This is a genomic window from Stenotrophomonas sp. FR024, assembly GCF_047500745.2.
GTDB lineage: Bacteria > Pseudomonadota > Gammaproteobacteria > Xanthomonadales > Xanthomonadaceae > Stenotrophomonas > Stenotrophomonas maltophilia_A.
In genome coordinates this window covers 214,741-235,729 of record NZ_JAXAXM020000001.1, presented here as the reverse complement: position 1 = coordinate 235,729, position 20,989 = coordinate 214,741, and the positions used below count along the sequence as shown (strand labels likewise).

14 protein-coding genes are annotated in these 20,989 nt (G+C 66.2%); 8 read left to right on the top strand and 6 right to left on the bottom strand.

Annotated elements, in window-relative coordinates; translation table 11 throughout:
- Nucleotides 1–53: 53 nt before the first annotated feature.
- Nucleotides 54–641, bottom strand: a complete 588-nt coding sequence (locus ACMZ91_RS01025; protein ID WP_100437484.1) for an SMI1/KNR4 family protein — start codon at nt 639–641, stop codon at nt 54–56.
- 133 nt (nt 642–774) lie between these two features.
- On the opposite strand from ACMZ91_RS01025, the gene ACMZ91_RS01020 reads away from it, so the two are divergent.
- The gene (locus ACMZ91_RS01020) at nt 775–1,566 is read left to right on the top strand and encodes a dienelactone hydrolase family protein (protein ID WP_100437485.1); all 792 of its coding nucleotides are present in this window, start codon (nt 775–777) and stop codon (nt 1,564–1,566) included.
- A 96-nt stretch (nt 1,567–1,662) separates the two neighbouring features.
- On the opposite strand, the gene ACMZ91_RS01015 is transcribed toward ACMZ91_RS01020, so the two are convergent.
- Entirely contained in the window at nt 1,663–2,661 is a 999-nt protein-coding gene (locus tag ACMZ91_RS01015) for a polyprenyl synthetase family protein (protein ID WP_100437486.1), read from the bottom strand.
- A 214-nt stretch (nt 2,662–2,875) separates the two neighbouring features.
- Here ACMZ91_RS01015 and ACMZ91_RS01010 point away from each other — a divergent pair, with 214 nt between their 5' ends.
- Nucleotides 2,876–4,489, top strand: a complete 1,614-nt coding sequence (locus ACMZ91_RS01010; protein WP_100437487.1) for an alpha-glucosidase — start codon at nt 2,876–2,878, stop codon at nt 4,487–4,489.
- A 248-nt stretch (nt 4,490–4,737) separates the two neighbouring features.
- Here the strand turns inward: ACMZ91_RS01010 and ACMZ91_RS01005 are convergent, their stop codons facing one another.
- Nucleotides 4,738–7,506: a TonB-dependent receptor gene (locus tag ACMZ91_RS01005; RefSeq protein WP_162292255.1), complete on the bottom strand. Its 2,769-nt coding sequence runs from the start codon at nt 7,504–7,506 to the stop codon at nt 4,738–4,740.
- Between the two features lie 251 nt (nt 7,507–7,757).
- A complete protein-coding gene (locus tag ACMZ91_RS01000; protein ID WP_149908868.1) occupies nt 7,758–9,809 on the bottom strand; it encodes a glycoside hydrolase family 97 protein in 2,052 nt (683 codons plus the stop codon).
- 237 nt (nt 9,810–10,046) lie between these two features.
- Here ACMZ91_RS01000 and ACMZ91_RS00995 point away from each other — a divergent pair, with 237 nt between their 5' ends.
- The 6 genes from ACMZ91_RS00995 to ACMZ91_RS00970 all read left to right on the top strand — a co-directional run bounded on the left by ACMZ91_RS00995 (nt 10,047) and on the right by ACMZ91_RS00970 (nt 16,852).
- Nucleotides 10,047–12,239 carry a glucosidase family protein gene (locus ACMZ91_RS00995; RefSeq protein WP_277779180.1) on the top strand — a complete coding sequence of 731 codons (2,193 nt, stop codon included), beginning with the start codon at nt 10,047–10,049 and terminating at the stop codon, nt 12,237–12,239.
- Nucleotides 12,236–13,723, top strand: coding sequence for an MFS transporter (locus ACMZ91_RS00990; RefSeq protein ID WP_149908866.1), 1,488 nt, complete (start codon nt 12,236–12,238; stop codon nt 13,721–13,723). The genes ACMZ91_RS00995 and ACMZ91_RS00990 overlap by 4 nt, the downstream gene beginning before the upstream one ends.
- A complete protein-coding gene (locus tag ACMZ91_RS00985) occupies nt 13,723–15,438 on the top strand; it encodes an alpha-amylase family glycosyl hydrolase (RefSeq protein ID WP_414576651.1) in 1,716 nt (571 codons plus the stop codon). Before ACMZ91_RS00990 ends, ACMZ91_RS00985 begins: the two co-directional genes overlap by 1 nt.
- Before the next feature lie 142 nt (nt 15,439–15,580).
- Nucleotides 15,581–15,967, top strand: coding sequence for an SseB family protein (locus ACMZ91_RS00980; RefSeq protein ID WP_149908864.1), 387 nt, complete (start codon nt 15,581–15,583; stop codon nt 15,965–15,967).
- Between the two features lie 115 nt (nt 15,968–16,082).
- Nucleotides 16,083–16,547, top strand: coding sequence for a GNAT family N-acetyltransferase (locus tag ACMZ91_RS00975; RefSeq protein WP_149908863.1), 465 nt, complete (start codon nt 16,083–16,085; stop codon nt 16,545–16,547).
- The gene (locus ACMZ91_RS00970) at nt 16,544–16,852 is read left to right on the top strand and encodes a hypothetical protein (protein ID WP_414576654.1); all 309 of its coding nucleotides are present in this window, start codon (nt 16,544–16,546) and stop codon (nt 16,850–16,852) included. The genes ACMZ91_RS00975 and ACMZ91_RS00970 overlap by 4 nt, the downstream gene beginning before the upstream one ends.
- Here the strand turns inward: ACMZ91_RS00970 and ACMZ91_RS00965 are convergent.
- Together ACMZ91_RS00965 and ACMZ91_RS00960 are read right to left on the bottom strand one after the other, a co-directional pair.
- A complete protein-coding gene (locus ACMZ91_RS00965; protein ID WP_149908861.1) occupies nt 16,842–17,222 on the bottom strand; it encodes a hypothetical protein in 381 nt (126 codons plus the stop codon). The genes ACMZ91_RS00970 and ACMZ91_RS00965 overlap by 11 nt on opposite strands.
- Nucleotides 17,223–17,392: 170 nt before the next feature.
- Nucleotides 17,393–20,977 carry an ABC transporter permease/M1 family aminopeptidase gene (locus tag ACMZ91_RS00960; RefSeq protein ID WP_414576655.1) on the bottom strand — a complete coding sequence of 1,195 codons (3,585 nt, stop codon included), beginning with the start codon at nt 20,975–20,977 and terminating at the stop codon, nt 17,393–17,395.
- Nucleotides 20,978–20,989 lie beyond the last annotated feature (12 nt).

The following is a 20,989-nucleotide window of genomic DNA, read 5'->3' as shown; positions in this document are numbered from 1 at the left end:
GCCGGCCGCTGGCCGGCAACCTCCGGAGAAATTCATCCACGCATGGCGTGGATCTACTGCTCCTCGTCGATGAACGCGTAGCCGCCTTCGATCAGCTGCTGCAGGTACGCATCGAAGCTGGGCGCGATCACCGCATAGCTGTCCGGATCGTGCAGGTAGCGCACCACCTGGCCGACCGCACCGCCCGGCGCGGGATCAAAATCCAGGTACAGCATCGAGGTGCCGCCGTTGTTCATGCAGTGCGAGAAGCACAGGCGGCGGTTCATCGGCAGATCGGCGTCGATGCCCTCACCCAGGATCTCCGGCTCGTCATCCAGCCACTCTTCGTAGATGGAACGGATGCTGTCGTCCCACTGCTGCTGGTCCTCGAAGATCTGCGCGACCGAGCGCAGGTAGTAGGGGTAATCGCCCACATCTGAACCCAGCATCAGCACGCAGACCTCGCCGCCGGGGTACTCGCGGAAATGGGTGCCATCCACGCGGGACAACAGTTCCACCAGGCTGTCCGGCACCTGCGGCCACTGCGCACGCAGGCGCTGCAGGTCTTCGGCGCTGGCGCCCTGGACCCAAGCCCACTGGGCGGCATCGTCGGCAGGCAGACGCGGAACAAGGCCAGACAGGAAGCGATCAACAAGATTCATGCGAAAAAAGGGGACGGAGGGGATTAAGTCGTATCCAACCACACCTGCGTCACGTCGCCAATGCAGAATGCGACGCGGGAGGGGCGAATACGGCTTAATCCCCTCCGTCCCCTTTTTCTTGCGGAGCAGGCGCATGAATCGTTGGCGATGCGGTGTGGCGGTGGTTCTGGGGCTGGCGGCGATGCCGGCGTGGGCGGCGATGAAGACGCAGCCGGTGGAGTGGAAGCACCAGGGCACGACTTTCAGCGGCGTGCTGGTCTATGACGACGGCGACAACGATAAGCGCCCCGGGCTGGTGATGGTGCCGAACTGGAAAGGCGTGAACGAATCGGCGGTCGAGAAGGCCAAGCAGCTGGCTGGCGATGACTATGTGGTGCTGGTGGCCGATGTCTACGGCAAGAGCGTGCGGCCGAAGACCGATGCCGAGGCCGGGCCGGTGGCCAGCAAGCTGCGCAACGATCGGCCGCTGCTGCGTGCGCGTGCGCTGGAGGCGGTGAACGTGCTCAAGGCGCAGGCCGGCAAGGCGCCGCTCGATGCCAGCCGGATCGGTGCGGTGGGCTTCTGTTTCGGTGGCACCACGGTGCTGGAGCTGGCCCGTGCCGGTGCGCCGCTGGCAGGGGTGGTCAGCCTGCACGGCGGGCTGGGTTCGCCGCTGCCGGCACAGGCTGGTGGCAGCCACCCGTCGGTGCTGGTGCTCAATGGCGCCGACGACACCAGCGTGACCGCCGAGGACATCGGCAGCTTCCAGAAAGAAATGAACGCGGCCAAGGTCGATTGGGAATTCACCAACTACAGCGGCGCGGTGCACTGCTTTGCCGAGCGCGATGCCAACAGCCCGCCGGGCTGCCAGTACAACGAGCGCGCGGCGAAGCGTGCGTGGAAGGCGCTGGATGAGTTCTTCGAGGAGCGCTTCGAGAAACGTTGAACCGTGCAGCGGTAGTGCCGGCCGCTGGCCGGCAATCTCATGATGCTGCGGATGTCATCGGGAATGCCGGCCAGCGGCCGGCACTACCGAAGGCGGTCAATGCGAGCGCTGCACCGCGTAGCGGGCCAGGCCGCGCAGGGCCGCCACGGCATCATTGTCGGCCAGGCCATCGAGCGCGCGCTCGGCGGCTTCGGCATATTCCTCGGCACGCGCGCGGCTGTACTCCAGGCCGCCGGTGGCACGGATCGCGGCCAGCACTTCCGGCATCGCCGAGGCGTCGCCGTCCTGCACGATGGTGCGCAGGCGTTCGCGGGTGGCGGCGTCCGAATGGGCCATGGCATGGATCAGCGGCAGCGTGGCCTTGCCCTCGGCGAGGTCGTCACCCAGGTTCTTGCCCAGCTCCTCGGCATTGGCCGAGTAGTCCAGCACGTCGTCGGCGATCTGGAACGCGTAGCCCAGGTGCATGCCGTAGTCGAACAGGGCCTGCTGGGTGGCTTCGTCCACGCCGCTGGCCAGCGCACCCAGACGGGTGCCGGCGGCGAACAGCACCGCGGTCTTGCGCTCGATCACGCGCAGGTAGGCGGCTTCGTCGGTATCCGGGTTGTGCACGTGCAGCAGCTGCAGCACTTCACCCTCGGCGATGCGGTTGGTGGCATCGGCCAGGATCTGCATCACCGACATGCGCTCCAGCTCGACCATCAGCTGGAAGCTGCGCGAGTACAGGAAGTCGCCGACCAGCACGCTGGGCGCGTTGCCCCACAGGGCGTTGGCGGTGCTGCGGCCACGGCGCAGGCTGGATTCGTCCACCACGTCGTCGTGCAGCAGGGTGGAGGTGTGGATGAACTCGATGATCGCCGCCAGCTGGTGGTGGTCCGGGCCGGCCTGGCCGACCGCATGGCCGGCCAGCATCACCAGCATCGGGCGCAGGCGCTTGCCGCCGGCGGAAATGATGTGGTCGGCGATCTGGTTGATCAGCACGACGTCCGAGGACAGGCGGCGCCGGATCAGGGCGTCGACGGCGGCCATGTCGGCCGCGGCAAGCGACTGGATCTGGGGCAGGCCCAGGGCGGGACGGGTGTCTTCGGTGATGGTCATGCGATCAGGCTTTCAGGCTCATCGCTGATTATAGGCGTTGCCTGTGAATTCGGGCGCAAACCGGGCAGGCCGGCGTCTGCGGCCCGGCCACGGATGCCGCCTGCGTGAATACGTATGCAGGTTGCGCCATGCCCGTGAGGCCACCGCTAAGCTTGCGGCATCAGGATTTCGGCCCGCTCCCGGCGGGTCCCGCACGCCCGGAGGGGGGCTGTCGATGTCGCACTATCCATGGTGGCGCGGAGCCGTCATCTACCAGATCTACCCGCGCAGTTTCCTTGACGCCAACGGCGACGGGGTAGGCGACTTGCCGGGCATCATCCAGCGCCTGGACCACATCGCAACGCTGGGCGTGGACGCGATCTGGATCTCGCCGTTCTTCAAATCGCCGATGGCCGACTTCGGCTACGACATCGCCGACTACCGCGACGTCGACCCGCTGTTCGGCAGCCTGGACGACTTCGACCGCCTGCTGGCCAAGGCGCACGGTCTGGGCCTGAAGGTGATGATCGACCAGGTGCTGAGCCATACCTCGATCGAGCACGCCTGGTTCCGCGAGAGCCGCCAGGACCGGACCAACCCCAAGGCCGACTGGTACGTGTGGGCGGACCCGCGCGAGGACGGCACGCCGCCCAATAACTGGCTGTCGCTGTTCGGCGGCGGCGCCTGGCAGTGGGAGCCGCGCCGAGAGCAGTACTACCTGCACAACTTCCTGGTCGACCAGCCGGACCTGAACTTCCATCACCCGGACGTGCAGCAGGCCACCCTGGACAACGTGCGCTTCTGGCTGGACCGCGGCGTGGATGGCTTCCGCCTGGATGCGATCAACTTCTGCTTCCATGACGCGCAGCTGCGCGACAACCCGGCCAAGCCGGCGGAGAAGCGCTTCGGTCGCGGCTTCAGCCCGGACAACCCGTACGCCTACCAGTACCACTATTACAACAACACCCAGCCGGAGAACCTGCCGTTCCTGGAGAGGCTGCGCGCGCTGCTGGACGAGTACCCGGGGGCGGTCAGCCTGGGTGAGATCTCCTCGGAGGACTCGCTGGCCACCACCGCCGAGTACACCCGCGATGGCCGCCTGCACATGGGCTACAGCTTCGAGCTGCTGGTGGACGATTACAGCGCGGCCTACATCCGCGACACGGTCTCGCGGCTGGAAGCGGCAATGACCGAAGGCTGGCCGTGCTGGGCGGTTTCGAATCACGATGTGGAGCGGGCGGTCAGCCGCTGGGGCGGCCACCCGGCTGACCCGCGCCTGGCGAGGATGCTGGTGGCGATGCTGTGCTCGCTGCGCGGCTCGGTCTGCCTGTACCAGGGCGAGGAACTGGGCCTGGCCGAGGCCGAGGTGCCGTTCGAGGCCCTGCAGGACCCCTATGGCATCACCTTCTGGCCCAACTTCAAGGGCCGCGATGGCTGCCGGACCCCACTGCCGTGGACCGACGCGCCGCTGGCCGGTTTCACCGCCGGCCAGCCGTGGCTGCCGATTCCGCCCGAGCACCGCGCCGCGGCCGTGGCGGTGCAGGAGCGCGACCCGGACTCGGTCCTGGCTGCGTTCCGCGGGTTCCTGGCCTGGCGGCATAGCCAGCCGGCACTCCTGCATGGCAGCATCCGATTCATCGAAAGCGCCGAGCCAGTGCTGCTGTTCGAGCGTATGCTTGCAGATGAAACCCTCCTGCTGGCCTTCAACCTGTCGGCCGAGGCGGTGAGCCATCCGCTGCCGCCGGGCAACTGGCAGCAGGTGGCGGTGCCAGGCCCGGATGCGGGCACGGTGCAGGGCAATGAACTCCAGCTGCCGCCGCGCGCGGTGTATTGCGCCCGACGCAGCTGACCGTTTTCTCCGGTGGCGGTACTTGCGGGGACGGGGCCGAAGCGCCCCGTCCCTTTTTTGTGGGTGGGATTCCGGTGAAGGGCATCCACGCATGGCGTGGATCTACTGGGGATGGCCCTTATCCACGCCATGCGTGGATGGGCCTTGCCGACCAACGGCCGGCATCCGCGCAAAAGAAAACCCGCTGCCTGCGCAGCGGGTTTCCGATGAGTCCCTGCCGGCCAGCGGCCGGCACTACCCGGTCGTGGTCAGAACTTGTAGTTCACGCCCAGCATGTAGGTGCGGCCCCACTCGATGTATTCCAGCGGGCGGTCCTTGCTGCCGGCGTAGGTGCGGTATGGCTCGTTGGTCAGGTTGCTGCCCTGCAGCAGCAGGGTCAGCCCGCGCAGGCTGCTGCTGTCGCTGAAGGTGTAGCTGACCTGTGCATCGGTCACGTTCTCGCCCACCACGTAACGCAGCGTGCGATTGCCGTTGAAGTTGCCGATCTCACCGATGAAGTCCGAACGGCGGCGCTGGCTCACACGTGCTTCAAAGCCGCTGCGCTCGTAGTAGGCGGTGAAGTTGTACACGCGCTTGGACAGTCCCGGCAGGCTGATCGGGTCGGTGCCCACACTGGAGGCGCTCTCCGGATCCAGGATGGTGATGTCGCTCTTGTTGAAGGTCGCGCTGGCCTGCACGCCGAAGCCGCGCAGGCTGTCGGTCAGCATCTCCAGCGGGAACGACCCGGTCAGCTCCAGCCCCTTCAACGTGCCGCCCTTGCCGTTCTGCGGCGTGGAGAAGGTGCCGGTGGTCAGCACCGGTGCGGTCATGCCCGGCGGTGGCACGTAGTTGCCGAGCAGGCCGCTGAAGTCGTAGTTGTCCACCGATTGCGTGTATACGTAGCTCTTCAGGTCCTTGTAGAAGATCGCCGCAGCCACGTAGGCCTTCTCGCCGAAGTACTTCTCATAGGACAGATCCAGCGCGGTGGCGCGCCACGGATCCAGCAGCGGATTGCCACCGCTGCCACCGGGGCGGCCATTGTTGGTATCCACGCCGAATTCCAGGCCGGCACGCATCTGGTCCACGCGCGGGCGCGCGACCTGCTTGGCGGCGGCGAATCGCAGCGTCTGCTGGTGCGGGAACATGAACACCAGGTTCAAGCTTGGCAGCCAATCCTTGTAGGTCTTGCCGGCAGAGAAGGGCTGGATGTTGCTGCCCGCCGGCTGCGAGCTGTCCCAGTAGCGCGAATCCGAGCTCTGGTCGGTGTGCTGCATCTGCACGCCGATGTTGCCGCGCACGCCGACCACGCCGATGTCGGTGTTGATGTTCAGGCGTGCCCACGCCGTGGTGATCTTCTCCTCGACCGTCCAGGATTTCGGAATCAGGTAGTCCAGGTTGTCGACCGGGTTGAAGGTCATGTAACGACCGACGGCTGCCGGCACATTCCACGACGGGATGTAGCCAATGCCGGCGAAACCGAGGTCGACCGGGCGGTACTGCAGGTCCGGTGCGATGGTGGATTCGCCTTGGGCGCCGAGCAGGATGTTGCCTTCGGCCTGGGCCTTCTGCTTGCGGCGGTCGGCATAGTTCACGCCCACGTCCACATCCGAGAACCAGCTGGACATGGCCTCGGGAACCGGCAGCGTCGCCGCCAGCTTGGCGCCCTTCAAGCGGTCTTCGACCTCTGGCACCTTGCCGTAGCCGGAACCATAGATCGTGTTGGTCAGGAACAGGCTGTCCGGATTGGAATAGTCGCGCCCCGGTGTGATCTGCGAGAAGCTGTTGTTGTTCACCACCAGGCCGATCGTGTCGAACTGCGGGCGCGGCACCAGCTGCAGGTTGTTTTCCAAGTTGATCTCGCGGCGGGTCGCCTTGGAGTAGTTCAGGTCGGCGACCAGCTTCACGCCACCGACGTTGAACTCGTTGTTCCAGCCGAACGCATCGATCTTGTCCTTGCGCTTGTTGTACATGCCGCGCACCAGCGGGTATGCATTGTTGATCGTGCCGCCGGTGAAGCTGCCATCGGCATTGCGGCCGACATTGCTGAACACCGGCAGGATCGCGTTGGGGTTGTTGCTGTCCTCGCCGTTGCCGCTGAGGCTCAGCTCGAACTGGTTGGCGGTGTCGATCTGCTCGGCTTCGGTGTGGAACGCATCGAAGGTGCTGGTCCAGCTGTTGCTGGGGCGGAACTGGATCGTTGCCATCACACCGTCGCGCTTGTTGTTGCCGGTACGGCGCAGCGCCTTGATGCCATCGGTGAAGTAGGTGCCAGGTGCGATTCCGCGACGCTCGCCCTTGTCGGTGTGTTCGGTGGTCCACGGCTCGTACAGGCCGACCTGGTTCTCCTGGATCGGCATGTCGCTGTGCGCGTAGCCAATGGCGATGCCCAGGGTGTTGTCGAAGAACTGGTCGATGTAACTGGCGCTGAAACGGTTGCCATACGGATCGATGTTGGCGGCGCGGCCCAGGGAGCTCTTCTGGTAGCGGCCGCTGACTGCGATCACGCGCTCGCCGAAGCTGAGCGGGCGCGCGGTCTGCATGTCGATGGTGCCCGACAGGCCCTGCCCGACCAGCGCCGCGTCCGGGGTCTTGTACACGGTCACGCCGTTGACCAGCTCGGACGGGTACTGGTCGAATTCGACGCCGCGGTTGTCGCCGGTGCTGACCACTTCACGGCCATTGAGCAGGGTGGTGGCGAAGTCGGGCGACAGGCCACGCACACTGATCACCTGCGCACGGCCGGCCACGCGCTGGGCAGCCAGGCCGGGCAGGCGCGAGATGGATTCGGCGATGCTGACGTCGGGCAGTTTGCCGATGTCTTCGGCGGAGATCGCTTCGACCACCGAGGTGGCGTCCTGCTTGATCGCGATTGCGTTCTCGATGCCGCGGCGGATGCCGGTGACCTGCACCGTATCCAGGTTGGTGGCGGCGGTGGCGGCCGGCGTGGTGGTGCTCTGCGTGGACTGTGCCGACGCCAGCGTCGGCGCCAGGACAACGGCCAGCGCGATGCTCAGCGCGCTGCGCTTGTGGTTCAACATTTTCCCCTCCCAGGCAATGTTGCAGATCGATTCGTGAACGTCCCGGAGTGACCGTGGACGTGCGACGCGGTGGCCGCTGTCGTCGCCGCTATGGTAGGCAGCGCGTTCTTCGCGGGAATCACCCTGCATACGTATTCAATGGCGTTTGCAGGGATGTAATCGCTTTCAGGTTCTGTTTGCGGTAGTGCCGGCCGCTGGCCGGCAATCGCGTTCACCGGGTTGCCGTCCAGCGGCCGGCACTACCGCGGCATTCAAAGCGGCGTGAAACGAATGGCCTGCCCACCCCCCGGTGCCAGCACCAGCGTCAGCACATCGGCGCTGGTCACCTCTCGGGTTTCGCGCGCGAATGCGAAGGGATTGCTGCGGAAATCCGCGCCCTCGCCATCGCGGTAGATCTCGGCGCGATAGCGCACGCCCGGCTCCAGGAAGCCCAGCGACACCGGCAGCACGCGGCCGTGCTCGTCGGTGATGCTGCCGAGGAACCAGTCGCGGCTGTTGCGGTCGCGTCGCACGATCGTCGCGTAGTCGCCCACTTCGCCATCGAGCACGCTGCTCTGCTCCCAGTCCACCGCCACGTCTTCGATGAAGCGGAATGCCTCGCGATGCTGCAGGTAGTGCTCGGGCAGGTCGGCGGCCATCTGGATCGGGCTGTACAGCACCACGTACAGCGCCAGCTGGCGTGCCAGCGTGCTGGGAATGGCCTGGCCGTGGCGGCCCTTCAGGCTGAGGATGCCGGGGGTGTAATCCATCGGCCCGGCCAGCATGCGGGTGAACACCAGATTGACCTCATGTTCCGGCGGGTTCGGCGGCTGGCCCCAGGCGTTGTACTCCATGCCGCGCGCGCCTTCGCGCGAGATCCAGTTGGGATAGGTGCGGCGCAGGCCGGTGTCCTTGATCGGCTCATGCGGGTTCACCGACAGGTGCCGCCGCGCCGCTTCCTGCACCACCTTCAGGTGGTGGCGCGCCATGAACTGCCCGTCATGCCACTCACGCCACAGCGGGCCGCCCGAGGGATTACGGCGGTCGACCTGACCGTCGTCGCAGACGTAACCGGTCTTGAACTGGTCCACGCCCAGCCGCGCGTACAGGTCCAGCGCAGCGTCCAGCTGGTCCTCGTAGTGCTCGATGGCGCAGCCGGTTTCATGGTGGCCGATCAGGTGCACGCCCTTGTTCTGGCCATACGCCGACAGCGCTTCAATGTCGAAATCGGGCGTGGCACGGGTGAAATCGAAGTCGTAGCCATTGCCCACCCACATGCCGTCCCAGCCCGGATTCCAGCCTTCCACCAGCACGCCACGGAAGCCGTGCGCGGCGGCGAAGTCGATCACCTTCTTCGTCTTCGCGGTGGTGGCCGCATGCTTCGGCCCGGTCGCCCAGCTCTCGTTGTCCAGGTGCATCGACCACCACACCCCCAGGTACTTGGCCGGCTTCACCCAGCTCACATCACCCAGCGCATTGGGTTCGTTGAGGTTGAGGATCAGGTCCGATTCGACCAGGCCACCGGCACGGTCGGCAATCTGCAGCGTGCGCCACGGCGTGGCGAAGGGCAGGGCGCGGCGCACCTTCCAGCCTTCGGCCGAGGGCGAGAGCTGCGCGCGCAGGCGCTGGCCCTCGGTGCGGCGCAGCCACATGCCGGCATAGTCCACCAGCGCCGCCTCGTGGATCGCCACGTGTAGGCCATCGCGGCTGCGCAGGGTCATCGGCGTATGCACCAGCGGAACCTCGCGCAGCGGCGTGCGCTGGTACAGGTACTCGTAGTGGATCGGTTCCCCGGCAGGGATCCACCACGCGGTGGAATCCTGCGCGATGGCGAACTCGGTCAGCTCGTCATCGATGATCGCTTCGTGCAGGTTCGGCTGCTCGGGGAACACGTAGCGGAAGCCGAGGCCATCGTCGTAGACGCGGAACACCACATCCAGCCGGCGCTTGCTGCCGGTGGTCTCGGTCAGCTGCACGATCAGCTCGTTGAAGTGGTTGCGGGTAATCCGGCGCTCGCCCCAGGGCTGTTCCCAGCGGTCATCGACGCTGCGTTGCTGTTGGCCGAGCAGGGCGAAATCCCGGTCCAGGCGCCCATCGCGCAAGGCAAAGCCCAGCTTCGAATCTTCCACCACGGTCTCGCCGAAACGCTCGACGCGATAGCGCGCGGTGCCACCGTCCAGCACCAGGCTGACCTTGAGCACCTTTCCCGGTGATTCGACGCTGGCCACCTGCGGCGCGGCCTGCGCCAGCGTGGCCAGGCCCAGCAGAGCCAGACCGAGCAGGTGCGCGAACACCGCGCGTACAGCAGTGGGTGACATCGGCATTTCCCCTCCCAAGGCGCCGTTGGCAGACCCGGACCATAAGCCAGCGCGGCAGGCCCGCTACCGCGCAACGCCATGAATACGTATGCAGCTGGACGCAGCCGACAGCCCCGCGTCTACCATGGGGCCAAGGCACCTTGAGGGAGGGGCCGCGCCCGCCCGCCGGCAACGACGGTGCGGACCTACAACGCGTGCAGAGAGGGAGGGAGGCCGACGGGCGCAAGCCGGTCCGCCGCTTCGATGCTGAAGATCATTTGCCTGACCGCTGCCCTTGGGGCAGCGCTGGGATCGACCGCGCAGGCGGCCGACCTGCAATTCGACGGCCGCCATGCGCGCGCCGAAGCCGCTGCCAAGGGCAGCTACGTGCTGCATGCGCCGAAGGCTGAGGTGCGTATCGCGCCCATGCCGATGCGCAGCCAGACCGGCAGCGTGATGTTCGATGCACTGTTCGCGCTGGCCCAGCAGGAGATGGACCAGGACCGCGTGGATGCGATCCGCGATCCCGCGTTCGACGAAGGCCGGCCGGTGCCATGCGAGTGCTTCCAGACCGGCGCGCGCTGGCCTTACGTGTGGACCCGCGATGTCAGCTTCGCCGCCGACCTGGCGCTGGCGCGGCTGGATCCGCAGCGCACCCGGCAGTCGCTGCAGTTCAAGCTGTCGGCAGCGCGCGATGGCCATACACCCGGCCTGTTCGTCGCGCAGGACACCGGTTCCGGCGGCAGCTGGCCGATCAGCAGCGACCGCGTGGTGTGGTTCCTGGCGGCACGTCACCTGCTGGAAGATCGCGCGTTTGCCGACCAGGTCTGGCAGGCGCTGCAGGGCACGCTGGCGCAGGATCGCGCGATGGTGTTCGACACGCAGATGGGCCTGTACCGTGGCGAGACCTCGTTCCTGGACTGGCGCGAGCAGACCTATCCGGACTGGACCCGCGAGGACGTGCGCTTCATTGGTGATTCCTACGCACTGTCCACCAACGTGCTGCACTACCAGGCACTGCGCCTGGCCGAACGCCTGGCCGGCCAGCACGGCGACGCCCGCGCAGCCGACTACAAGGCCTGGGCCGATGCGCTGGCGCAGCAGATCGATGCGCGCTTCTGGCGCGAGGACATGGGCCAGTACATGAGCTACATCGGCGAAGCCGCGCACCCTGTGCCGTACGTCAAGGTCGATCTGCTCGGGCTGTCGCTGGGCATCCTCGCCGAGGTGCTGCCGCCCGAGCGCGCGCGCCGTGCACTGGCTGCCTACCCGATGGGGCCAGCCGGCAGCCCGGTGGTCTGGCCGCAGGAATCGCAGCAGCCGATCTACCACAACCGCGCGATCTGGCCGTTTGTCAGCGCGTACTCTCTGCGTGCGGCGCGGCAGCTGGACGATGCGCCGCGCATCGCCGCCGAGATCCGTTCGCTGATGCAGGGCGCGGCGCTGGCCGGTTCCAACATGGAAAACTACGAACTGGTCAGCCAGGCGGTGCATGTCGAGGAAGGTGCGCTGAGCGGCCCGGTGGTCAACTCCGAACGCCAGCTGTGGTCGGTGGCCGGCTATCTGTCGATGGTGGTCGAAGGCGTGTTCGGCGTGCAGGACGATGGCCGCGTGCAGCCCAAGCTGCCGGCCGTGCTGGTGCCGGAGCTGTTCGGCACGCACCCCCGCATCACGCTGGAAGCCAGCGGCAGGCGCTATGTGCTGGAGCGCCCGCAGAACGTGGGCGATGGCCTGCTGGTGGCCGGCAGCACCATCACACGTGGCACGACTACCACGGTGCAGCTGGTCGCTGCCCCGGCAGCAACCGGTTTCGCTGCCACGACTGCGGATGCCAACGCGCGTGCGCCCGCAACACCGGCGGCACCGCAGGCCCTGCGCATGGGCACGGGCTGGAACGTTCCGGTGCAAGCCGAGCAGGTTCTGTGGAAGGACGGCAGGGCCCTCGTCGCCAGCAATGGCCCGGTGCACATCAGCGACGATGGCCTGCAGCACTGCCTCAGCCTGACCCGGCGCGAGGGTGCATTGGAATCACTGCACAGCCCGACGCTCTGCGTCGGTCCGCAGCAGGTGCTGAAGGGCGAGGAACGCTGGCAGTTCACCGCGGCCCAGGCCGGGCAGGTGCGCCTGCGCCTGCAGTACCGCAACGCGAACGGGCCGATCAACACCGGCGTTACCGCCGCGGTGAAGCAGCTGGTTCTGCAGTGCCCGGGCCAGCCGTTGCAGCGGCATACGGTCACCCTGCCGCACAGCGTGGCGGTGCAGGATTCGACCTCGGCAACGTTCGCAGTGCCCAAGGGGCGGTGCACGGTCACGCTTGAAGATGGCTTCAACATGAGCGCGCTGCAGCACTTCGCGCACTACACCGGCGGCAAGGGCGGGCGTGATGGTGTGCTCAACCAGGCCCAGGTGCAGGCACTGACGGTGGCGCCGGTGGCGATGGAAGAGGGCGCACGATGAGTCGTCCCGCCAAACCGCAGCTGTCGTTCTGGCAGATCTGGAACATGTGTTTCGGCTTCCTCGGCATCCAGTTCGGCTTCGCCCTGCAGAACGCCAACGCCAGCCGCATCTTCGAGACACTGGGCGCGGACATGGACGCGGTGCCCGGGCTGTGGATCGCGGCGCCACTGACTGGCCTGCTGGTGCAGCCGGTGATCGGTTACCTGTCCGATCGCACCTGGACGCGCTGGGGCCGTCGCCGCCCGTTCTTCATGATCGGTGCGGTACTGACTACGCTGGCGCTGCTGGTGATGCCGAATTCGCCGACGCTGTGGATCGCCGCCGGTACCTTGTGGGTGCTGGACGCCTCGATCAACGTGTCGATGGAACCGTTCCGCGCCTTCGTCGGCGATCAGCTGGCGCCGCGCCAGCGTCCGGCCGGCTATGCCATGCAGAGCTTCTTCATCGGTGTGGGCGCCATCGTCGCCAGCTTCCTGCCGTTCATCCTGGCCCACTTCGGTGTTGCCAATACCGCAGCTGCCGGCGAAGTGCCCGATACCGTGCGCTATGCGTTCTACTTCGGCGCGGTGGTGCTGCTGGCGGCGATCACCTGGACGGTGGTCAGCACCCGCGAGTACTCGCCGGCAGAGCTGGCCGGTTTCGATGACGCCGAGCCGCCGGCGCACCACGCAGGGGCTGCGATCAGTGGCCCGGCACCGTGGGCACAGGTGGCGCTGTGGCTGGGGCTGGGCGTGCTGCTGGCGCTGCTGATCGCCTGGCGGCAGGGCGACAGGATGCTGTACGTGCTGGCCGGCCTGTGTGCCGGCTATGGCCTGCTGCTGGCGGCCGCGCGTGCGTTGCCGGCCACGCATATGCTGGCCGCCATCGTCGGTGACCTGCGCGCGATGCCGGTGACCATGCGTCGTTTGGCGTGGGTGCAGTTCTTCTCATGGTTCGCGCTGTTTGCGATGTGGATTTACACCACCGCCGCGGTGGCGGGTATCCACTTCGGCTCGACCGATCCGCAGTCAGCGGCCTACAACGAGGGCGCCAACTGGGTGGGCGTGCTGTTTGGTGCCTACAACGGCTTCGCTGCGCTGGCCGCGGTACTGATTCCGCCGATGGTGCGTGCGATCGGCCTGCGCTGGAGCCACCTGCTCAACCTGTGGCTGGGTGGCGCCGGCCTGGTCTCGCTGATGTTCATCCGCGACCCGCACTGGCTGCTGCTGTCGATGGTCGGCGTCGGCTTCGCCTGGGCATCCATTCTTTCGCTGCCATACGCACTGCTGTCCGACAGTGTGCCGGCATCGAAGATGGGCGTGTACATGGGCATCTTCAATTTCTTCATCGTGATCCCGCAGCTGGTCGCGGCCAGTGCGCTCGGCTTCGCCCTGCGCGCCTGGCTGGGTGGCCAGCCGATGCATGTGCTGGTGCTGGGCGGCTGCAGCCTGTTCGTCGCCGGCCTGTGCGTGCTGCGGGTTCCGTCCCGTCCGGAGGTGGTGTGATGCGTGGTGCGCTGTCTGTTGCTGTTTCCCTGGTACTGCTGGCCGGCCATGCGGCGGCCGCGCCACGCCCGGACTATGTGGGCACCACCGAGCCGTTCGCCAGCGATGCGGTGTACTTCGTGGTCACCGACCGCTTCGTCAACGGCGACCCGTCCAACGACCATCGCGACCAGGGCGGCGCGCATCGCACCTTCGATATCCCGGTGCCGTGCCCGGACAAGGTGGACGGCAATATCGGCTACCTCGGTGGCGACTTCCGCGGCGTGCTCGACAATGCGCAGTACATCCGCAACCTCGGCTTCGGCGCGGTATGGATCACGCCGATCATCGACAACCCGGACGAGGCGTTCACCGGCAGCAAGGCGATCAGCTGTACCAGCACGCTGACCGATCGCGGCAAGACCGGCTACCACGGCTACTGGGGCATCAACTTCTACAAGCTCGATGAGCACCTGCCCAGCAAGGACCTGGACTTCGCGGGGTTGACCAAGGGCCTGCATGGCGCAGGCCTGAAGGTGGTGCTGGACATCGTCGGCAACCACGGCTCGCCAGCCTGGACCATGCCGACGCGGCAGCCGCAGTTCGGCCAGATCTTCGACAAGGACGGAACGTTGATCGCTGATCACCAGAATCTGCCACCGCAGAAGCTGGACCCGAAGCACAACCCGCTGCACGCGTTCTACAACAACATCGGTCCGGTCGACGGCAAGAACGGATCGATCTTCGACGGCAACCTTGCCGAGCTGTCCGACTTCAACCAGGACAATCCGGCGGTGATGGATTACCTGGTCGGCGCTTACCTGCAGTGGACCGCGCAGGGCGTGGACGCGTTGCGCATCGACACCATCGGCTGGCTGCCGCACCCGTGGTGGCATGCCTTCGTCAAGCGCATCCGCGCCGAGCACCCGGGCATGTTCATGTTCGGCGAAGCGTTCGATTACAACGCGGCGAGCATCGCCGAACACACCTGGCCGGCCAACGCCAATGTCAGCGTGCTCGACTTCCCGCTGCGCGGCGCACTGGAGCAGACCTTCGGCACCGCTGGAAAGGGCTTTGAAACCCTGGGCGAGCCGCTGCACCTGACCGGCGGCCCGTACGCCAATCCGTACGAGCTGATGAGCTTCTACGACAACCACGACATGCCGCGCCTGCAGGCCAGTGACAGCGGCTTCATCGATGCGCACAACTGGCTGTTCACCGCACGCGGCATTCCGGTGGTCTATTACGGCTCGGAAACCGGCTTCATGCGCGGCCGCGCCGAGCACGCAGGAAACCGTGCCTACTTCGGCCAGCCGCGTGTGGATGCCGCACCGGAGAGTCCGATCTTCGCGCCGCTGCAGCGTATCGCGCGATTGCGCGAAGCCACGCCGGCGCTGCAGCGTGGCCTGCAGGTGAACGAGCGCCTGCAGGGTGATGAAGCGGTGTTCTTCCGCGTGCTGCAGTATGGCGACGTGGCGCAGACCGCGCTGGTGCTGCTGAACAAGGGCGACCGGACCAGGACCCTCACCGTGTCGCGTTACGTGCAGGCGGGCCGCTGGCGCGATGCACTCGACGGCGGTTCGTTGCAGGTGGATGCATCCCTGAAGGCCGACGTGCCCGCGCACGGCGTGAAGGTGTACGTGCTTGACGCCGCCGTGCAGCAGCCGGCATTGCAGGCTGAGCTGGACAAGGCGATGGCCGACCAGAAGGCGCGGGATCAGCGGCTGGGGCGGTAGTGCCGGCCGCTGGCCGGCAACCCATGAATCCATGGCACCTGCCTACCGCTCTGGTGGGTGCCAACCTTGGTTGGCACGCTTTTCGAGCAGTCGAGCAAGCTCGACTCTACAATAGGCACCCCTCACGCCCCGCCGTACCGCCATGACCGACCTCGCCCCGCAGACCCCGATCGAAACCCTGCTGAAGGCGGCGATGGACGGGGCGGTGCCGATCCGCGCCTTCATGGAGGCCTTCGTCGCCTCCGAAGTGGTGCTGCTGACCGGCAGCCTGGTCACTCCCGACGGCAGCGGCTTCGACCCGCTGCTGTTCGACAAGCAGGGCACCCTGCATGTGGCCGTGTTCACCGACCCGTCGCGGGTGGGCACCTACAGCCAGCAGGCCGAACACCAGATCCGCTGGCTGATGCTGGACGTGCTGCGCCGCGTGCCGGGTGGCTATGGCGTGGTGATCAACCCCGGCACCACGCTGGGCTTCGAGATCTCGCCGAGCGGCATCGGCGAGATCCTGAAGGACTTCGCCCAGCGCTGAGTGGCCACCGCGCTATATTTGTAGAGTCGAGCCGTGCTCGACTGCCTTTCGCGCAGTGCGAGATCAGTCGAGCATGGCTCGACTCTACAGAACGCTTCCCCATCGAGGCATTGCCATGGAATTCAGGGTGCTACCCGCCGATGCATTGGAACGGCAGCAGTTGGCCCGGTGGTACCACGCCGAATGGGGCCGCGACGCTGGCCTGTCGCTGGAGCAGGAACTGCAGCGGCTCAATCAGCCGGGGGACGCCGAGGGTTTCCCGCACCTGATCGCCGCCTTCGATGGAGACCAGGTGGTCGGTGCCGTGCAGCTCAAGCGCCGGGAAATGCAGGCCTTCCCGCAGTACGAGCATTGGCTGGGCAGCGTGTTCGTGGCCGATAGTCATCGCGGGCGTGGGCTGGCTGGCGCGCTGGTCGAGCAGGCCGCGGCGCAGGCGGTGCGGATGGGGGTTTCCGAACTGTACCTGCAGACCGAATCCCTGGATGGCGGCCTGTATGCGCGGTTGGGCTGGAAACCGCTGCAGGAAGCCGACAACCGAAGCTATCGCGTGCTGGTGATGGTGCGCAGGTTGGCCGCATGAGCGCCGCAACGGCCCGGCACTCCCGCTCCGCACTGATCTTTCTGATCGCGGCCATCGTTGCCGCACTGGTCTCCATGCCCCTGCTGCGCGCGGTGGGCATGGTGCTGTGGCCGGTCTTCGTCATTGCCTGGCTGATCAATCTGGGCGCGGCCTGGCATCTGGCGCAGTGGGCACGCCAGCAGGGCCGTTCGTCGTGGGCCTACGGACTGCCGGCCGCGCTCGGTACCGTCGCCTCGATCGTGGTCTATGTGCTGTTGGTGTTGTTGGGGCCGAAGCGCGGGGCTCAGCCGGAAATCACCGGCTGAGTGCTTCGTTCCACTCGTTCCACAGGACACCATTCACGGCGTTGAGCAATGTCTGCTGGACCTCGATCAGTGTGTTGATCTCATCCAGCACCGCCTCTAGGTCAGTGATTGAGATCTCGAATCTGGCCGTGCACTGGCTCATGGCATGTGCAAATTCGGTGCCATGCGCTAGCTCGATGGCTTCCTGGAGGACATGAGGGGCGTCGCTGAGGTGGAGCTCCAGACGAACGTCTTCATCGCCCGTAATGAGGACACTGTCCTCGCCCAGCTCCAACTCGAGCTCAAAACCACAGTCGGCCAATACCTCGGCCGCCCAGTTCAGTGATGCGGAAATCCCCTGTGCGTTGAAGTAGATATGGCTGGACGTCATCGAGGCTTCCCAAGAAAATTTTGGGGAGAGTATCGCTCGATTTTACAGAAATCCTGATGATGCTTGAGTATCCCTAGCCAATCAGGTCGCCAAATGACGTATTTGGACTTAGCAAGTCATTCCAGTCCGCAGTAGTGATGCCAGCCATCTGACCGGCACCACCGCCTGCATCACATCGAGACCTTCTTCCGGTTGTCGTTGCTGACGCGGTCGATCAGCTTGTTGTACGGGTCGAAGCCCGCTTCATCCGGCTTTTCATCCACCGTCACCGTGATCTTCGGCTCGGCACTGGTGATGTGGTGGCGCTGCAGATACAGCACCTTCTGGTCGCGTTCCTTGCCGGAGGGCCCGTTGGCGAACACGCCGATCTCAACCCAGTCATCCATCGTGCCGTCGCTCTCCTTGCCCTTGCCGTCGGCATACTGCTTGGCGGCGTGCAGGTCCAGGGTCACGTCGTAGCGGCCGTCATCGCGCTTGCGGGCGCTGGCGCTCATCACGCGGTTGTCGTAGAAGCTGATCTTCTCGAACAGGTCGGTGACCAACTGCTGGCGATCAGCTGGCGTCTCGGCACGGATATAGTCCAGCAGTTCGCGTGAGGTGGTGTACGGCGGCTGCTGGTACCCCTTGTCCTGCAGGAAGCGCTTCAGGGCGCGGTTCAGGGCCTGCTCGCCGATCTCCTCGCGCAGCCGGTAGAACACCAGCGAACCCTTCTGGTAGTGGATGTACTGCTGGTTTTCCACGCGCTCCAGCGGCTGCTCCTCGATGGCCTCGCCACCGCGTCCGGACAGGTAGCCATCCAGCTCGCGCTTGAGGAACTGGCGCATGTGCTGGCGGCCGTACTCCTGCTCCATCACCATCAGCGCAGAGTACTGCGACAGCGACTCGGACAGGACCGTCGCGCCCTGCACATTGGCACCGATTACCTGGTGCGCCCACCACTGGTGCGCGATCTCGTGCGCGGTCACGTAGAACACGTAGTCCACCTTGTCCGGGTCACGCAGGTCGGCGATGAAGCCGATGGCCTCGGAGTAGGGGATGGTATTGGCGAACGACTGCGCGAAGCGCGCATAGCCCGGAAACTCGATGATGCGTACCTGGCGGTGCTGGTAGGGGGTGAAGTTCGCTTCGTAGTAGGCCAGCGATTTCTGCACCGCTTCGATCATCCGGTCCACGTTGTAGCCGTGCGCCGGGTCGAAGTAGACCTCGATCGGGATGTCCTTGTACTTCGCCTTGCGCACCTCCCAGCGTGCCGACAGATAGGCGTAGAAGTTCAGCATCGGCCGATCCATGGCGTAGCTGAAGCAGCGGCGGCCATTCACCGTGGTCTCCTTCTGCAGGTAGCCCGGGGCCAGCGCCACCTGGTCCGGTGCGGTGCAGACCGTGGTGCGGAAATCGAGCCAGTCGGCGTCGTTGGAAATGTAGGTGTTGGCGCGCGCGGCTTCGTCTTCCAGCTTGGGCATGCGCCGCGGCTCACCCAGGCCGCGCTTGCGCCGCTCGTTGCGGTCGCTGATCTCGGCGCCTTCGTTGTAGCCGAACGACGGCAGTACGCGGCTGTTGAAGAACGTGCCGTTGTCGACGATGTTGCTCGGCGCCTGGCCGGCGGTGATGCCATTGGGTTTCTGCACCACCCGGAAGTGGACGTTGCGGCTTTCACCCGGTTGCAGTGGCGCGGCCAGGCGGTAGATGCGGTAGCCAAGGTCGGCGTCGTGCATCGACAAGGTCTGCCCACCCAGGTCAGCCGCGACCAGCTGCTTGTCGTCGCCCATCGAGACATGCACGTCCTGGATCGGCACGGCATGCGTGTTGCGCACCGTCCAGTTCGCATCGATCACCATCGACTGCGATTCGGGGAACAGGTCAACGCGGTTGTCCACCGCCACGATGCGAGGCTGCGGCAGGTTGCGGTACTTCGACAGTTCACGCTCGTAGCGGGCCTGCAGATCCAGCTGCTGGTCGGGCGAGATGAACTCGTTGCGGATGTTGGTGCTCCAGTACAGCCAGCCGCCCACGCCGATGAAGGCCAAGGCCGCTACTCCAGCGAAGACGCCGGTCGGACCGCGCAGGCGGCGGCCGGCCAGGGCCAGTCGCTGGCGCAGCCCTTGGCTGACGCCACGCACCCAGAATGCCGATGCCAGGCACATCAAGGTCAGCAGGAACAGGGCCCAGTAGCCCTGGAACGCCAGCTGCCCGGTCAGGAAGTGGCCGTAGCCGTTCATGTCCGAATAGGGCGCGTTGGGCCAGCTGCCGAAGTTGTACAGGTTCTGCGTGTAGTCGAGCAGGCCGAGCACACCCTGGCCGATCATCACCACGATCAGCAGTGCGTAGCCGACGAACTTGTTGTTGGTGAGCACCTGCAGCACCAGCGCCAGGCCGCCCATCAGGATGTAGACCACCGAATCCAGGGCCAGGCTGCGCAGGTACAGCAGCGGCTCAAGATGCGTGTAGCCCTTGGCCAGCTGCACACCCATCGCCGCCAGCGCGCCGGCGGCCTGGAAGCAGACGATCACCGCCAGCAGTGCAGTGAACTTGGCCAGCAGCGGCACCCAGTTCGGCACCGGCATGGCATCGGTCACTTCATTGATGCGCGCGCTGCGTTCCTTCCAGACCAGCTCACCGGCGAAGAACAGCACGATGATCACCAGCAGCCAGCTGAAGGCGCCCTGCAGGCCCATGATCATCTGCGAGGTGACCGGCCAGATCGAGGTGCCGTACAGGGTCTGCCGGAACAGCGCGCTGGGCAGGAAGTTGGCCAGGCCCAGTACCAGCAGCACGATGAACGGCACGCTGCGCAGGACGCCGCGTGTATCGAAGCGGACCTGGCGCAGGAACTGCTGCCACGCCGTGGTGGTAGTGAACGCCGGTACCACGCGCGGCAGCGTTGCGCGGGTGGGGCGGACGGCGCCGGCATCGGCAACCGGTTGCGCCTGCCTGCGGCCCCAGCGCCGACGGCCACTGCCGCTGCGTTCGGTGCGGAACAGCGCGAAGGTGGCGGTGAACAGCGCGGCAGCCACGCCCAACCACAGGGCGCGATTGGCCAGCAGGTAACCGGCCAGCTCGGGAATCCCGTTGTTGCGTTCGGCGGTGGACCAGTAGCGGATCGTGCGGCCCAGTGCGCGCATGCCCAGCGGTTCGCTCAGCACCGCGATCCACGTGTTGTCGATGTCGCGCAGCAGGGCCGCGCTGGCGCCGTACAGCACCAGGTAGGCCACCAGGCCGATGTAGACCCACAGGATCGAGCGCGTCAGCGCCGCCAGCAGCGACAGCAGCGCGGTGGTGAACAGCAGGTTCGGAATGACGATGACCGCGAACGTCCACGCATAGCCCTGCCAGCTGATCGGGCCCATGCGCTCGGGATCGACCCACGGCATGAACGGCGCCAGCCACAGGCCGAAGGCGATCAGGACGTAGACCAGCAGCCCGGCCGCCAGGGCGGCAGCGATGCGCCCGGCCAGGTAATCGCGGCGCTTCACCGGGCTGGCGAAGATCAGTTCGGCGGTGCCGAGTTCGAAGTCACGCAACAGCGCGTTGCTGACGAACAATGCGGTGACCAGCATGCCAAGCAGGGTGAAGATGCCCAGCATCTGCGCGATCACGGTGGGCGCGTTGCTGTGCACGTTGCCAGTGCCGCCACCGATCTGCACGGCGTCGCTGGAGGCAGCGGCGAAGGCGAGCAGGGCGAACAGCCCGGCCAGCAGCCACAGCAGCGGGGAACGCAGCTGCTCGCGCAGCTCGAAGCGGAAGAAGTTGAGGATCATGGCGTGCTCCGC

Excerpts from the sequence above, each read along its gene's own strand:
- ACMZ91_RS00985 (WP_414576651.1), top strand. The coding sequence starts at position 13,723 with ATGCGTGGTGCGCTGTCTGTTGCTGTTTCCCTGGTACTGCTGGCCGGC.
- ACMZ91_RS00960 (WP_414576655.1), bottom strand. The coding sequence starts at position 20,977 with ATGATCCTCAACTTCTTCCGCTTCGAGCTGCGCGAGCAGCTGCGTTCC.
- ACMZ91_RS00995 (WP_277779180.1), top strand. The coding sequence starts at position 10,047 with ATGCTGAAGATCATTTGCCTGACCGCTGCCCTTGGGGCAGCGCTGGGA.
- ACMZ91_RS00980 (WP_149908864.1), top strand. The coding sequence starts at position 15,581 with ATGACCGACCTCGCCCCGCAGACCCCGATCGAAACCCTGCTGAAGGCG.
- ACMZ91_RS01015 (WP_100437486.1), bottom strand. The coding sequence starts at position 2,661 with ATGACCATCACCGAAGACACCCGTCCCGCCCTGGGCCTGCCCCAGATC.
- ACMZ91_RS01000 (WP_149908868.1), bottom strand. The coding sequence starts at position 9,809 with ATGCCGATGTCACCCACTGCTGTACGCGCGGTGTTCGCGCACCTGCTC.
- ACMZ91_RS01005 (WP_162292255.1), bottom strand. The coding sequence starts at position 7,506 with ATGTTGAACCACAAGCGCAGCGCGCTGAGCATCGCGCTGGCCGTTGTC.
- ACMZ91_RS00965 (WP_149908861.1), bottom strand. The coding sequence starts at position 17,222 with ATGACGTCCAGCCATATCTACTTCAACGCACAGGGGATTTCCGCATCA.
- ACMZ91_RS01010 (WP_100437487.1), top strand. The coding sequence starts at position 2,876 with ATGTCGCACTATCCATGGTGGCGCGGAGCCGTCATCTACCAGATCTAC.
- ACMZ91_RS00990 (WP_149908866.1), top strand. The coding sequence starts at position 12,236 with ATGAGTCGTCCCGCCAAACCGCAGCTGTCGTTCTGGCAGATCTGGAAC.
- ACMZ91_RS00975 (WP_149908863.1), top strand. The coding sequence starts at position 16,083 with ATGGAATTCAGGGTGCTACCCGCCGATGCATTGGAACGGCAGCAGTTG.
- ACMZ91_RS01025 (WP_100437484.1), bottom strand. The coding sequence starts at position 641 with ATGAATCTTGTTGATCGCTTCCTGTCTGGCCTTGTTCCGCGTCTGCCT.
- ACMZ91_RS00970 (WP_414576654.1), top strand. The coding sequence starts at position 16,544 with ATGAGCGCCGCAACGGCCCGGCACTCCCGCTCCGCACTGATCTTTCTG.
- ACMZ91_RS01020 (WP_100437485.1), top strand. The coding sequence starts at position 775 with ATGAATCGTTGGCGATGCGGTGTGGCGGTGGTTCTGGGGCTGGCGGCG.